The sequence below is a fragment of the Megamonas rupellensis DSM 19944 genome (assembly GCF_000378365.1).
Classification (GTDB): domain Bacteria; phylum Bacillota; class Negativicutes; order Selenomonadales; family Selenomonadaceae; genus Megamonas; species Megamonas funiformis.
Genome location: NZ_KB899596.1, coordinates 1 through 13,440, shown reverse-complemented (window position 1 = coordinate 13,440; position 13,440 = coordinate 1). Strand labels below are relative to the sequence as shown.

General features: G+C 30.3%; 21 protein-coding genes. 20 read left to right on the top strand and 1 reads right to left on the bottom strand.

Annotated features, from left to right (window positions below; all coding sequences use genetic code 11):
• The 20 genes from F553_RS11890 to F553_RS11865 form a co-directional block, all read left to right on the top strand.
• Positions 1–561 (top strand): HNH/ENDO VII family nuclease (locus tag F553_RS11890; protein WP_279625125.1); only part of this gene is annotated, 561 nt, incomplete at its 5' end.
• 47 nt (positions 562–608) lie between these two features.
• Positions 609–1,469, top strand: a complete 861-nt coding sequence (locus F553_RS12480; protein ID WP_167319316.1) for an SMI1/KNR4 family protein — start codon at positions 609–611, stop codon at positions 1,467–1,469.
• Between the two features lie 148 nt (positions 1,470–1,617).
• Positions 1,618–2,523 (top strand): RHS repeat-associated core domain-containing protein, encoded by a 906-nt coding sequence (locus tag F553_RS12690; RefSeq protein WP_020614810.1) that lies wholly within the window; start codon positions 1,618–1,620, stop codon positions 2,521–2,523.
• 62 nt (positions 2,524–2,585) lie between these two features.
• Positions 2,586–2,954, top strand: coding sequence for a hypothetical protein (locus F553_RS0109505; RefSeq protein ID WP_018999921.1), 369 nt, complete (start codon positions 2,586–2,588; stop codon positions 2,952–2,954).
• A gap of 25 nt (positions 2,955–2,979) precedes the next feature.
• A complete protein-coding gene (locus F553_RS11880) occupies positions 2,980–3,816 on the top strand; it encodes a YwqG family protein (RefSeq protein ID WP_018999920.1) in 837 nt (278 codons plus the stop codon).
• A 101-nt stretch (positions 3,817–3,917) separates the two neighbouring features.
• Entirely contained in the window at positions 3,918–4,052 is a 135-nt protein-coding gene (locus tag F553_RS12350) for a DnaJ domain-containing protein (RefSeq protein WP_083912164.1), read from the top strand.
• A 26-nt stretch (positions 4,053–4,078) separates the two neighbouring features.
• On the top strand, positions 4,079–4,807 hold the full coding sequence (locus tag F553_RS0109490; protein WP_020614809.1) for an RHS repeat domain-containing protein: 729 nt from the start codon (positions 4,079–4,081) through the stop codon (positions 4,805–4,807).
• Between the two features lie 29 nt (positions 4,808–4,836).
• The gene (locus F553_RS0109485) at positions 4,837–5,268 is read left to right on the top strand and encodes a DUF4280 domain-containing protein (RefSeq protein WP_018999918.1); all 432 of its coding nucleotides are present in this window, start codon (positions 4,837–4,839) and stop codon (positions 5,266–5,268) included.
• Positions 5,269–5,295: 27 nt separating this feature from the next.
• Positions 5,296–5,841: a L,D-transpeptidase gene (locus tag F553_RS12510; RefSeq protein WP_018999917.1), complete on the top strand. Its 546-nt coding sequence runs from the start codon at positions 5,296–5,298 to the stop codon at positions 5,839–5,841.
• Positions 5,841–6,935 (top strand): hypothetical protein, encoded by a 1,095-nt coding sequence (locus F553_RS0109475; protein WP_018999916.1) that lies wholly within the window; start codon positions 5,841–5,843, stop codon positions 6,933–6,935. The genes F553_RS12510 and F553_RS0109475 overlap by 1 nt, the downstream gene beginning before the upstream one ends.
• Positions 6,904–7,248, top strand: coding sequence for a hypothetical protein (locus F553_RS0109470; RefSeq protein WP_018999915.1), 345 nt, complete (start codon positions 6,904–6,906; stop codon positions 7,246–7,248). Before F553_RS0109475 ends, F553_RS0109470 begins: the two co-directional genes overlap by 32 nt.
• 93 nt (positions 7,249–7,341) lie before the next feature.
• Positions 7,342–7,653: a hypothetical protein gene (locus F553_RS0109465; RefSeq protein WP_018999914.1), complete on the top strand. Its 312-nt coding sequence runs from the start codon at positions 7,342–7,344 to the stop codon at positions 7,651–7,653.
• Entirely contained in the window at positions 7,653–8,165 is a 513-nt protein-coding gene (locus tag F553_RS0109460; protein WP_018999913.1) for a hypothetical protein, read from the top strand. Before F553_RS0109465 ends, F553_RS0109460 begins: the two co-directional genes overlap by 1 nt.
• Positions 8,166–8,170: 5 nt before the next feature.
• Positions 8,171–8,461 carry a hypothetical protein gene (locus F553_RS0109455; RefSeq protein ID WP_018999912.1) on the top strand — a complete coding sequence of 97 codons (291 nt, stop codon included), beginning with the start codon at positions 8,171–8,173 and terminating at the stop codon, positions 8,459–8,461.
• A gap of 37 nt (positions 8,462–8,498) precedes the next feature.
• Positions 8,499–9,050, top strand: coding sequence for a L,D-transpeptidase family protein (locus F553_RS12685; RefSeq protein ID WP_018999911.1), 552 nt, complete (start codon positions 8,499–8,501; stop codon positions 9,048–9,050).
• Between the two features lie 16 nt (positions 9,051–9,066).
• Positions 9,067–9,597 carry a hypothetical protein gene (locus F553_RS0109445; RefSeq protein ID WP_156809631.1) on the top strand — a complete coding sequence of 177 codons (531 nt, stop codon included), beginning with the start codon at positions 9,067–9,069 and terminating at the stop codon, positions 9,595–9,597.
• 72 nt (positions 9,598–9,669) lie between these two features.
• Entirely contained in the window at positions 9,670–9,921 is a 252-nt protein-coding gene (locus tag F553_RS0109440) for a hypothetical protein (RefSeq protein WP_083912165.1), read from the top strand.
• Between the two features lie 13 nt (positions 9,922–9,934).
• Positions 9,935–10,465, top strand: a complete 531-nt coding sequence (locus F553_RS0109435) for a hypothetical protein (RefSeq protein ID WP_018999908.1) — start codon at positions 9,935–9,937, stop codon at positions 10,463–10,465.
• A 14-nt stretch (positions 10,466–10,479) separates the two neighbouring features.
• Complete coding sequence (locus F553_RS0109430) at positions 10,480–11,085, top strand: hypothetical protein (protein WP_018999907.1); 606 nt, start codon at positions 10,480–10,482, stop codon at positions 11,083–11,085.
• Between the two features lie 239 nt (positions 11,086–11,324).
• A complete protein-coding gene (locus F553_RS11865) occupies positions 11,325–12,278 on the top strand; it encodes a DUF4145 domain-containing protein (protein WP_018999906.1) in 954 nt (317 codons plus the stop codon).
• A gap of 974 nt (positions 12,279–13,252) precedes the next feature.
• Here the strand turns inward: F553_RS11865 and F553_RS11860 are convergent.
• Positions 13,253–13,440 (bottom strand): zinc ribbon domain-containing protein (locus F553_RS11860; protein WP_018999904.1); only part of this gene is annotated, 188 nt, incomplete at its 5' end.

Sequence of the window (13,440 nt, the reverse complement as noted above, 5' to 3'; positions counted from 1 at the left end):
ATAACTCAGCAGTATTATCTAAGAGCAAGGTATTATAATCCAGTAATTGCTAGATTTACTCAAGAAGATATCTACCGTGGCGATGGCTTAAATCTCTATACCTACTGTGATAATAACCCTATAATTTATTATGATCCTAGTGGATATGCGGCTTGTGGTCCACAATTAAAGAATCCATTAGAAAAAAAATATACTCCTGTAGAGTATAAAGGTACTGTCAATATTAAAGGAAATGTACGAGATGTTAGCCGAAGAGTATATCAAAGAAATGATATTGATTGGGATTTAGAAATTATACCAGGAGTAACAAATAGAGATTTAGCATTGAAAGGTCAATCACCATATGCAAACGATAGAACATTGATAGAATTGCATCATTTAACGCAAAGAGAACCAGGTGCAATGGTAGAAATTCCTGCTAGTACACATGATAAATATTCTGGTATATTACATGGATTAGTTGAGAATGGAAAAAGTTTTAGAAGAAATCCTGTATTAAATAAACAATATAATAATTTTAGAAGAAAATATTGGAGATGGCGTGTTAAGAACATAAAATAAGTTTATAGGAGTAAGTGAGCTTTATGATAAAGGATTCGATAATAAAATTGTTAAATAATAATAAATCAAAAGTTTTTTTTACAGGAGATATGGATGAGAAATATATAAAGTATATAGAAGATACATTAAATTTGATTTTACCAGAAAGTTATAAATGGTTTTTAAAGGAGTTTGGAGCATGTAAAATAAATAATATAAAAATTTTTGGATATGATAAAAATAAAATATTATCAGTAGTTGAACAAACTAAGAAATATAGAAAAAATTTTTTATCTAAAGATTATGTAGTAATTGGTATTTTTGATGATACTAAAGAAAATATATATTGTTTGGACATAAAAAAAATGAAAAATAATGAATGTCCTGTAGTAATTTATAATAAAGAAATATATAAAGTTTTTTATACAAATTACAACTTTTTAGAATTTTTATACAAAAAACTATTAATTACTTTTGTTACAGAAAAATTTTTATATAATTTTATAAAAGAAAATTATATTGATGCCTTATTTTTAGGTGGTATAGAAGAAAAAGATATATATTCTATGGAAAAGGAATTAAATGTTAAATTTCCTAATAGTTATAAGTGGTTTTTAAAAAATTTTGGACAAGGAGGAATATATGGTATTAATATTTTAGGAAGTAGTAATGGTATTTTTACAAATGTAATAAAAGAAACAAAAAGAAATAGAAAATATTATAAGTTAAAAAATGAATATGTTGTTATTGAAAATTGCGATGAATATGTATATTGCTTAGATACAAATAATATGGCAAATAATGAATGTCCTGTAGTATTTTTTGAAAAAGTAACAGGAATAATAGAACCAAGAAATGAAAATTTTCTACAATTTTTATTTGAGAGAATATTGGACGCTAAAGAAGATTATGATTTATATGGTGAATAATAGTTTATTGTAGTATAACTAAATTAGTTTAACATAGTTTAATAAAGTAAATTATAAAATTTTGATTTTAAATATGTAGGATAGTTAATTTTTATAGGCTCTCTTTTGAGAGCCTGATACATAACAAATTTTAAAATAGAGTTATGAAATGAACAAAAAGCTTGTTCAATTCATCTTCAATGAAAATAGAGAAGTCGTTGTTGAACAATCTGATAGCGATATCAAGCGATTAATTCGTAGTTATGACCTGTGGGCAAGTGAAAGTGAACCAGAAAAAACATGGTATCACTATGCAAGCGACGAACAGGGAAGTACCATATTTATTACAGATGAAGATAAAATCTGTAATAAATACGATTATGACGCATGGGGCAATCTCACTACCTGTGAAGAAATAATTCCAAATAGATATCTCTATACAGGACAGCAGTTTGACCAGATAACTCAGCAGTATTATCTAAGAGCAAGATATTATAATCCAGTAATTGCTAGATTTACGCAGGAGGATGTCTACCGTGGCGATAGCTTAAATCTCTATACCTACTGTGATAATAACCCTGTAATCTATTATGACCCTAGTGGATATGCTGCTTGTAGTGGTCCAAAAAGTAAAAATCCGATAAATAAATCACAAAAAGAAATACATGTTGATTTTATATTTGCAGATAATGTAATTGTACCAAAGGATACAGGATATAGTTCATTTAAGAATTTGAAATCTAATCTACCTAAATTAAAAGATGAAATGCCTGGGAAAAATACAGCATATCATCATATTATTGAACAAAATTCTACTAATATGAAAAAATATTCTCCAGAATTTATTCATAATAAACAAAATATAGTTCCTTTAGAAAATGGTAAAGGTAGTGTTCATAGGCAGATAACAGGATATTATAATTCTAAAGATATGAGTGTGTATACTGGAGGAAAAGTTAGAGATTATGTTAATAATTTATCAGCAGATCAACAAGTATCTTTTGGTATAAATAGACTTAATAAATATGGAGATTTAGTATGGAATGCTAAAAAGGGTCATTGGGAATTAAAATAAAAAATTATATATAAGTAACAATGTTGGAAGATTTTTGCTGTTTTTTAGAAAAGGTATGGTAAATGATGGATAATATAATTTGTGTAAAACTTGTTAATGATTTTATAAATGCTGCAAAGTTACAAGGTGAATTTTTAGAAAAAGGTGATATTAGAAATGCTAATAGAGAAATGAATAAAATGTCAAAAGCATATCAAGAATTAGAAAAAATAGATAAAGTAGAAGCATTAGAGCCATTTTTAAATGTAGCAGATAAGTATGTAAAATTAAGAGTTGCAGTTTTTTTATTACACATAGATAGATATAATAAAAAAGCATTAAATGTTTTGAATGCTTTAAAAGAAGAATTAAATAATCATGGAAAATATGGTTATTATGCTATAACGGCAAAATGTGTATTATGTAAATGGAAGACTAAAAATAAAATTTAATTTATTTTTGAAGGTGAAAATTTATATGTTAACAGAAAAATTAGAAAATATGATTATTGAGGAATTAAAACATCAAACAGAACTATTATCTATTGAACTCAAATGTGAACGGAAAAATTGTTCTGTGTTCGATAGTAAATTAGGTGGTATTCCTTATATGCCTAGAAATTTTGAATATCCTTTTGAATTACCTGTAGAAAATAATGAACCATTAAGGTTATTAGCACAATTAAATTTTGAACAATTACCGATTCTACCAAATTTTCCTCAAAAAGGTATATTACAATTTTTTGTAGCGACAACATCAGAATATGGTGCAGATTTTGATGAACCATTAAATACAGCAGGATTTCGTGTTATATATCATCCTAATATAATTAAAAATAAGGATATGTTAAATTTTGATGTACCTAATTTAATATATGATGATGCAAATTGTTTTCCTTTTGATGGTGAGTTTGCTTTAACAAGTAAGTTAGTTAAACAACCAATAACAACAGATGATTTTAGATTTGATAAGATTTTGTCAAATATATATAAAAAATATACTAATGAAAAAATTAATAGTTTACGTGATATACATGATATAAACAATAGTTTTTTTTGTAAATTATTAGAAAATTTTAATGAGGAAGGTCATCGAATAGGTGGTTATCCTCATTTTGAACAATATGATTTACGAGATAATAATTATTATAAGAATTATACTACATTACTTTTACAAATAGATAGTGGTTTATTTCCTACAACAAAAGATGAAATTTGTTGGGGCGATGGAGGTGTAGCAAATTTTTTTATAGAACCTGAAAAACTGAAAATCTGCGATTTTACTCATGTTTTGTATACTTGGGATTGTGGATGATTATTTTTTATAAATTTTGAAGGCTCTCTTTGAGAGCCTGATACATAACAAATTTTAAAATAGAGGAAATTTGCATATAAGTATAGAAATGAGGAAGGAGAATGAGCATGAAAAATCCTTATGAAGTATTGGGTGTTTCGGAAAATGCTACAGATGCGGAAATAAAAAAGGCATATCGCAAGCTCGTTTTGAAGTATCATCCGGACAGGAATAAGAATAACATCTTTACAATCTAAAAGAAAAATCTGCCAGCGGCAAACGCTTGTTAAGTTATGAATATGATTTAAACGGCAACAAAATAAAGCAGACAGATGTAACAGGCAAAACGACGGAGTATATCTACGACGAACTTGACCAGCTTTTAGAAATTCATGATGGTGGAAAATGTATCACCGCCTTTAAATACAACGATGACGGCACGATAAAAGAAGCTGTAAGTGCCAACGGCATGAAGAATTTATACGGCTATGATACGGATAAGAACCTCATAGAATTAGATATCAATTTCAACGGAGAAGTTCTTGCTCAAAATAAATATGCTTACGACCGTAACGGCAACCGCACTGAAAAACAGCAGTTACGGGGTATAACGTATTATACGTATGACAGCATAAACCAGCTCACCAATGTAAAATATCCTGACTACGAGGAACAGCTCTTCTACGATAAAGCCGGTAACAGAAGCAAACGAATAGTCAACGATGTAACAGAGCATTACCTTTATGACAAGCGGAACCGCTTAATACGGCAGGTATTCCAGCAGCCTACAGGCACAACGGCGAAACATTATATCTACGATAATGCCGGAAACCTGATGAACGACGGCGAGAGAATATATAAAAACGACGCATTCAATAGGGTAACAAGAGTTGAAACTACCACTGGGCAGGTTCAAATCAACCGTTATGACGCTGAAGGTCTACGCTATGAAATGGAAGAAAACAAGAGGATGATTTATTATGGGCTTTACTTTAAAAATCGAAGGAAATGAGTCGCTTTTTCTTACGTACCATATCTTAAATGTCCAAATGCGATAAAGGCAGTGAGGAAAAACCGCTTACGATAAATCCGGACCACGGCGTTATTTATCATGATAAACCACTGTTAAATGCTAATGACCACTATCCGGAAATTAATATTCCCTCATACGGCAAATGCGCCATAAAGGGAAAATGCAAGCCGAATACAGTAGATAAAGCATGGCAAAATGTTAATAAAAAACATATTATTGACGGAGCACCGGCACTTATGCAGGACAGTATTCTTCCGTGTAAAGAAGGCGGAACGATATCTATTATAATGCCGGCAGAAGATGTAAATATAACTTCAAAATTATCCGAAATGATGACTGATTTTGTGGAAAGCGGCATCGCGGCTGCAACGGAAGCAGAAAATGCCCATGCAGAAAATGCAGCAGTCTTATGCCTGGAATGTATCAAGGCGCACAGGTAATTAAAGATAAGTAAAGAAAGGGATTTTATGTATCGTCGAGAAATTATTTTAGATAGAGGTATATTATATTTTTATATCAATGGTGAATTAATAAAATCTTTTCCAGCAACAACAGGTTTACCTGGAGTTACTGACCCCAATATTGCAAATCAAGGTCCTATACCACCAGGATGGTATATACTAAAACCAAACGAAATTAATGATTATGACTATGAATATACTTTAAAAGACCCTTCATCTTTTTATATAAAAGCTGGACTTTTGAGCAGATATGGAGCTTATTTATATAAAGAAAACCGTTATAGAAATCTTAACCAAAAAGGCGATTGGGGACATTATAATGTCGAATTACACAAATTAAAGTTAAAATATAATGTACCTGCTCAACAACAACGTTTTGGGTTTTTCATTCATGGAGGAATAAGGGAAGGCTCTGCTGGTTGTATTGACGTTGATGGAAATGAAAGAGACTTTTTTCAATTAATAATAAAAACCAACAAATATGATGGCACAGATGATATTTTAGTAGAGGTTACGGATACTCCGAATAGATTAGGTTGGGAAAATATGTGATGACGAATAAACTTGAACAAATGCTGTGTATATTGTGTAAAAATGCTTGGTGGATTTGTTTATGTCTACAGTTATTAGCATGGATTTTATCGGGATTAGACATTTTTACTGGAATATATTATGTATCAGCACATTCTTCATTAGGGAAGGGACAACTGGCAATATGTACTCTTTTCTTATGGCTTATTTGGTTTATATTATTGATATTTGTTCCTAAAGTAAAAAAATTTTTTCTTATGTTTTTTTGTGCTTTCGGTATGGAGTTAAAATTACTCATGTTTGTCAGGGCACTTAGCGAAGGAGTAAACCAATTTGCTCTTTCTGAATTATTTTATAACGGAATATTAGGTTGTCTGTTATTTTCTTTTGGTGATAGTCTATTAGAGCCTATGTTTTGGCAAAGTGTATATATCGTTGGTATGCAGATATTGGAAAATATTTTATTTATATATTGTCTTTATCTGTTTTTTGAAGGAACATTTGCCTTTATAAAACTTTTAAGAAAAAATGCAAAGCAGGAAGATATGCCTATGGATTATGCTATCCTTGTAAAGAAGTTCTTTAAATTGGTTTATGCACAATTGTTTTATATATGTTTATGCATACAGACTTTTTTTGAACCTATTCCGTATTTGGATGAGAAAATGTTTCTGCATATATATCCATCGGGGACAAATGAAACCGGCTGGATAGGCGGCATATTTATTTTTATATGGCTGGTACTGTTATCAAAACTTTCATTTGTGAAAATGTCGATACCGATATTTCTTTGTGCTACAGGTTTTTCTTTGTTTAATGATTATCCTGCAGACAGAACATTTCAATATCCGAAAGAAGACATTACTCTTGATATTGAATATTTTCCCATACAGGCACTGCTTAATAATTGCGGGAATAATTTATTACAATACTATAATGAAAAGTTATCGGCTATATTCAGTTATTTCTTAGAAAATAAATATGAACCGATATACAGTATCATATTTATTTTCCTCATTTTGTTTCTTATATTATTAATTATAAAAATATTATTTTATATTTCAAAGAAAGGATTTATTTATTATGGGCTTTACTTTAAAAATCGAAGGAAATGAATCGCTTTTTTATGGTGAAAATATTGTACAGATGGTAACGGCTTCACTTGATACGCCGAAAGAAGGTGGAACAATATCTATTATAATGCCGGCAGAAGATGTAAATATAACTTCAAAATTATCCGAAATGATGACTGACTTTGTGGAAAGCGGTATAGCGGCTGCAACAGAAGCACAAAACGCTAAGGCTGAAAACGCAGCAGGCAGCAGCAACATGCCCGGAATGTATCAAGGTGCGCAAGTGATATCGATATATGGTATTAAAAAATGGTTGGCTAATATTCAATTATGGAACGGGAATAGCAAATTTTAGGGCTTCAACAGGAAGACCTGGTATATCTGACCCATCTATTGAAAATATAAAGAAGGAACTTTTCAATATGAAAGAATTAAACGAGATTATACTATGAGAAATTGGGTAGGAGATTGGGGTTATTATCGTGTAAAATTACATCCTCAAAAATTAATGTATCCAAATAGAGATGGTCATCGTTCAGAATTTTTTCTTCACGGTGGGAAAAATCTAGGTTCAGCAGGTTGTATCGATGTTGGTAATCAAGATGTTGAATTATTTTCTTTAATAGAGAAAACTAATACCAATGACGGAACAGATAATATTTTAGTTATTGTTACAGAACATCCTAACAAAGAAGGATGGGAAAATTTAAAATCCGATTCTTTTTTGGAAAATCTACAAACTTGGTGGGAAAATATATAATGAAAAAAATCAATACAATACGTTCCTTAGCTTTTTGGTTATGTCTTATTTTTCAGATTATTCTTTGGATGTATCTAAACATAAATTTAAATATAGGCACATATAATTTAATTAATAAAAACGATGTGCCAGTTGAACAATGGGGAAAAGAACTTTACTATTTAATGTGGCTATTGTTATTAATAATGCCTAAATATAAAAGTTTATTTTTAATATTTTTATATGTATTAATTTCTTATAATGATGAAATACTTTATTTATATGTATCTGCTAAAAATATAGATGTCAATGATATATATGTTAAAGATTATATTATATATTCTTTACAATCATATTACTGGTATTTTTTTGAAAATATAGTACAAAAACCTTTATTTTGTTTTGGACGAATAATAAAATTTATAATTTTAACATTAATAATGGTTATAGAAATATATATGCCAATTCTAGGCTTGTACGTTGGATTATATCTAATAAAAAAAATAAAAAGAAAATATATCGAAAGGAATTAACTATTATGGGCTTTACTTTAAAAATCGAAGGAAATGAGTCGCTTTTTTATGGCGAGAATATTGTACAGATGGTAACGGCTTCACTTGATACGCCGAAAGAAGGTGGAACAATATCTATTATAATGCCGGCAGAAGATGTAAATATAACTTCAAAATTATCCGAAATGATGACTGACTTTGTGGAAAGCGGTATAGCGGCTGCAACAGAAGCACAAAACGCTAAGGCTGAAAACGCAGCAGGCAGCAGCAACATGCCCGGAATGTATCAAGGTGCGCAAGTGATATCTGATAAATAGCTTGATATTAAGTATAAAAAAATGAAAGGAGTTATCAATGGCATTTCGATATATGGTATTAAAAAATGGTTGGCTAATATTCAATTATGGAACGGGAATAGCAAATTTTAGGGCTTCAACAGGAAGACCTGGTATATCTGACCCATCTATTGAAAATATGGGACCAATACCACCAGGTTGGTATATTATATATCCTTCAGAAATTAGTGATGTATATTATTGGAATAAAAAAGAAAATGTTGTTAATTATGCCAAAACATATGCGCATTATGTTGTTAGAAATGCTATACAAGGTGATTGGGGTTCATATCGTGTAAAATTACATCCATATATATTTAAATATCCAGGGAGAGATGGACATAGATCAGATTTTTTTCTTCATGGTGGAAAAAATATAGGTTCTGCTGGATGTATTGATGTTGGTAGAAAAGATGTTGAGCTTTTTAATTTAATTCAAAAAACTAGTACTTATGATGGAACAGATAATATTTTAGTTGAAGTTACGGATACTCCAAATAAGCCAGGTTGGGAATATTTAAAAGCAAATTCACCAATAGAAGAACTTCAACGATGGTGGAATGATTTATAAAGTTAGAGGTATTATTTTGAAAAATTATTTGAATGATTTAATAATAATTAATATATCGCCTAAACGATTGAATTATATATTCATATATTGTTTTATTGTGCAAATTTTATTATGTATGAATAGTTATGTGAATTTTACAAATGGCAATTTTTATCCATTAGGAAATCTTCCAAATCAGATTGGAGTTTGGGATAATATATTATTTATTTCATGGATAATATTAATAACATTTCTTCCTTGGGGAAAACGGTTATTTTTATTATTAGTTTATATTTTTATTTTTATGGAACAAGATATAATTACATTGTATATATCTAGTCCTATTCCTATACAAGATGTAATTATCAAAATATTGAGTGCAAATTATTTTTATTTTATAGAGAATATTTTTGAATATCCATTTATATATATAGGAAGAATTTTTACAAATTGTATTGGTTTGATTTTTTTTACATTATTTATGCTTGTATTAACGATAATAATACAAGTGATACTTTTTTTGATAAAAGGATATATTATTATGTTTGTAAATAAAATAAAAAAATAAGTTTTATTAATATTGATAGATACAAATAGTAATTTTTTCAAATAATAAATAAAATTGCATCCTCAAAAACTAATGTACCCAAATAGGGATGGACATCGTTCAGAATTTTACCTACATGGAGGAAAAACTATTGGTTCAGCTGGATGTATTGATGTTGGCAGAGAAGATATTGCACTTTTTAAATTAATAAAAAGTACTAGTACTTATGATGGTACAGATAATATATTAGTTGAAGTTACAGAGTATCCTAACGGTAATGGTTGGAATAAATTAAATGCTACTTCTCCAGTTGAAGAACTGGAACAATGGTGGAACAGTTTTTAAGTGAGGTGATATCTTGAAAGAATTCATAAGAAGCACAGCACTTATAAAATTGTCCTTCAAATATAATATTTTTGTATTTATTTTATGCCTTATAATAGAAGGAATTTTATTTATAAATGAATATATAAAATTTAATACTGGTGTCTTTTATCCTTTAGGTATAAAAGAGTCTCAAATAGGATATTGGGAGAATATATTATTTTATTTGTGGATTGTCTTGCTAACGTGTATAACATTAAAAGAAAGATTATTATTACTTTCTTTTAATGTTATACTCTTTATGAGTAAAGATATTGTTACTTTATATGAAGTTAGAGATGTTCCTATTCAAAATATGTTTTCATTTATATTTGAGCTTTATTATAAATATTATTTTAATGATTTATTTATATATCCTCTATTATCTTTGAAACGAATAATAATAGATATAATAATATTTATATTTAGTACGTTATTTATATGTTTATTAACAATAGCTTTGCAAATAGTACTATTTTTATTAAAAGAGTTTATGTTAGCTTCTTTAAGGTATATAAAAAAATAAAAGGATGATTTATTATGGGCTTCACTTTAAAAATCGAAGGAAATGAATCGCTTTTTTATGGCGAAAATATTGTACAAATGGTAACGGCTTCACTTGATACGCCGAATAATGTACGGGCAAAGTCAACGCAGATGTGTTTAACGCTTCAAATTGCAGGGAAATTGCAAGCGGATGATAATGGCAGCCTCAATAGCCAAACAGTAAAATTGTTTGAATGGTCAATGATACCGCCTGAGGAAGAGGATGTATACAGAACTGTTACAGTAGAATTTAATCATGGAGGGCAGTGCTTCCGCCGAATTACTTTAGATACTGCCTTTGTTGTCGATTATGATGAAAGATATTCCACTAGTAGCGGCGTGGGAGATTTCTTCATGACGATTAGACAAAAATCGGATGTATTAAAAGGTGCAAAAGTTGAAGGTAATTTAGCTCTTTCAATGGATAGTCTTGCTGGAGGTATAGACAGTTTGGGACAGGGAACCGGAATAGTAGGCAGTCAAGCAAGTCAAATGGAAAAAATAGGTCAGGTTGTAGCTGATGCCGCAGTACAGAGAGTTCTACAAAAAGTAGATCCATCTGGTACTTTATCTACTGTGCAAAGTAATCTTCAAAAATAAATAGAAACTATCTATGCGATTATTTTTTACTGCTTTTCGCAGCTTAAATAAAGCAATGAAAAAAGAAGTTACAAGGACAGCCGCTGCAACGTTTATCCTTGTAACTTCTTTTGAAATTGCTATAATCTACAACAAGAAAAGCAAAGTTTCTTGTATCATCGATTGCAGATGACAAAATTTTATTTTCGTTATGTAATGAAAGTAATCCTATTATTTTTTGTGAATTGAGAGGTGCTATGATGTATATTGATTTTATTAAAAATAAATATCCTGATATTCCAGATGCTGATCGGCAGGCTTACGTAGACAGAGATAAAAAAGCTTTGATTGGTATTATTCAAGAAAAAGTCGCTCGAAACGCAGAGAAAATTGTAGAACGTTGGTACAAGTTAAATGACATAGGATTTCTTCCTCAAGAAGAAAAATTTTTGGATCTGTTGAAAGAAGCAGAGCAACTATATAGTTTTGGTTTTTATACGGGAACAATTGCAGTTGTTGGAATTGCTTGCGAAGAATATTGTAGGTATTTAGTAACAGAATATAAACTTGTAGATGTAAAAACTCAAGAAAAGCGAATAAATAAACTGTATAAAGCTGGAGTAATTACAAGCGACATAAAGGATGCATTACATATTGTTCGAAAATTGCGAAATGATTGTATGCACTACAATACTTCCTTTAAGCAGTTGACCGAAGACGAATTAGAGCAACATGCCTTTGATATGATTGAGCAGTACAAGATTTGCTTACATCCGTTATCAGTTGAAGTAAATGATAGAAGTGAGGAAGATCTTATTGCGGATTTTGTTAAAGAAGAAAAATCGATTTTAAGAGAATACCTATACAAACATAGAAATATTCTGCATCAAACAAAAGACATCAATTTACAAATTAGCCCCGATGTAGAGAATATGCTCTTTGTGTCGGTTTACTATGTTAATGAAATAGACATTTCAGAGTATTTCCACGAGATGACATTGTTTGATCTAAATAGGCACCTTTCAGTGGTGGTTGATTTAACATTACCACAATGTGAAATGATAAAATCTCTAAAATTAGAAGAAGGAAACCTAATTACAGCTACCCTTGTTTCGGCTGTTTCAAGCATTGGGCAAACAGAAGAATGGTTGCTATTGAAAATAGATGATATTTCCCGAATGACATATAGTTGGGAAGATATTTCTTCTTTATAAGAGATTTAGAGCTCCGTAACGTCTGCTTTTTTTAGGTTTTCCCGGTATATAGTCGACGAGCAGATAAGACAAATTATCCTATCCCCATTAGAGCGGGCTTCAAAATGCGTAGAATAATTCTTTTGATAGTGGTATTTTCGGCGCTTTTGTGGTATGCTGAATAAATCCCTATGATTGGAGTATTTAAGGGATAGACGAACAGGAAATATTGCTGAACAGTGCTACGATTAAAGCAACCATCGTGGGTGAGAAGTGTGTCATAGAAAGGATGATTGAGCACTATACCCCATGTTCGATGAGCTGACCGTGGATAAGAATATGAAGTAGCACTTTATTATAAGACTGTTGACATCCCTAAGGTAGAAAATAGCACCAGACGCAGAGGACATACAGCCCCCTGCCCGGTGCTTTGGAATAATTGTCGATTATGAAATTGTATAATATTATAAAACAAAGTTTGAAGCGGTGAAACTAATATGAATATTGAAAATTATATTGAATCACAGTATAGAGAATTATTAGCGTGTAGTCAAATAAATGCAGAATACTCCGATTTATATATATCGTTTAAGAATCAAAAACTTCGGGAAACGCTTATGACCTTACATTATGATTTGGTTAGGCTTTTTAGAATAATGAATGAGAGATTGCCAACAGGGGAACATAAAGCTCACTTTTGGGCAGAACCTAGTAGAGATTTAATTAAGAGAATTGAAATAATATTTAGCTTATTTAGTTCATTAAAAGAAACTTCTTTAGCGTTCCAAATCGACTCATATTATTTGGATTTACTTACACGCTGTCGAGATTTTCTTAGTTCTAGTGGAGGTAGTTCATTACCATCCCATATGGAAAAGGTGGAATTGTATTATACACTGCCTATTTTTCTGCCCCTTATTGACATACTCCCCATGCCTAAATGCAGGGGATTCTTGGATACAAACGATACTTGCCTACTAAAATAGCAGGTCTTACTATATCTCTCCAAAGAAGGTTGATGCCCCAACCTTCCATATATTTATAGCAGCATTTCTATCTCTATCGTGGCTGGTTTTGCACTTTGCGCAAATCCACTCACGAACTGCCAAATTTTTAGTTTCAGGATTTTTTGTACCACAAACATGGCAAATTTGCGAACTTGGATAGTATCTATCTATCTTTT

What these genes read in the sequence shown, in the direction of transcription:
- F553_RS12690 (WP_020614810.1), top strand. Translation starts at nt 1,618, where the DNA reads ATGAACAAAAAGCTTGTTCAATTCATCTTCAATGAAAATAGAGAAGTC.
- F553_RS0109505 (WP_018999921.1), top strand. Translation starts at nt 2,586, where the DNA reads ATGATGGATAATATAATTTGTGTAAAACTTGTTAATGATTTTATAAAT.
- F553_RS11880 (WP_018999920.1), top strand. Translation starts at nt 2,980, where the DNA reads ATGTTAACAGAAAAATTAGAAAATATGATTATTGAGGAATTAAAACAT.
- F553_RS12350 (WP_083912164.1), top strand. Translation starts at nt 3,918, where the DNA reads ATGAGCATGAAAAATCCTTATGAAGTATTGGGTGTTTCGGAAAATGCT.
- F553_RS0109485 (WP_018999918.1), top strand. Translation starts at nt 4,837, where the DNA reads ATGTCCAAATGCGATAAAGGCAGTGAGGAAAAACCGCTTACGATAAAT.
- F553_RS12510 (WP_018999917.1), top strand. Translation starts at nt 5,296, where the DNA reads ATGTATCGTCGAGAAATTATTTTAGATAGAGGTATATTATATTTTTAT.
- F553_RS0109475 (WP_018999916.1), top strand. Translation starts at nt 5,841, where the DNA reads ATGACGAATAAACTTGAACAAATGCTGTGTATATTGTGTAAAAATGCT.
- F553_RS0109470 (WP_018999915.1), top strand. Translation starts at nt 6,904, where the DNA reads ATGGGCTTTACTTTAAAAATCGAAGGAAATGAATCGCTTTTTTATGGT.
- F553_RS0109465 (WP_018999914.1), top strand. Translation starts at nt 7,342, where the DNA reads ATGAGAAATTGGGTAGGAGATTGGGGTTATTATCGTGTAAAATTACAT.
- F553_RS0109460 (WP_018999913.1), top strand. Translation starts at nt 7,653, where the DNA reads ATGAAAAAAATCAATACAATACGTTCCTTAGCTTTTTGGTTATGTCTT.
- F553_RS0109455 (WP_018999912.1), top strand. Translation starts at nt 8,171, where the DNA reads ATGGGCTTTACTTTAAAAATCGAAGGAAATGAGTCGCTTTTTTATGGC.
- F553_RS12685 (WP_018999911.1), top strand. Translation starts at nt 8,499, where the DNA reads ATGGCATTTCGATATATGGTATTAAAAAATGGTTGGCTAATATTCAAT.
- F553_RS0109440 (WP_083912165.1), top strand. Translation starts at nt 9,670, where the DNA reads ATGTACCCAAATAGGGATGGACATCGTTCAGAATTTTACCTACATGGA.
- F553_RS0109430 (WP_018999907.1), top strand. Translation starts at nt 10,480, where the DNA reads ATGGGCTTCACTTTAAAAATCGAAGGAAATGAATCGCTTTTTTATGGC.
- F553_RS11865 (WP_018999906.1), top strand. Translation starts at nt 11,325, where the DNA reads ATGTATATTGATTTTATTAAAAATAAATATCCTGATATTCCAGATGCT.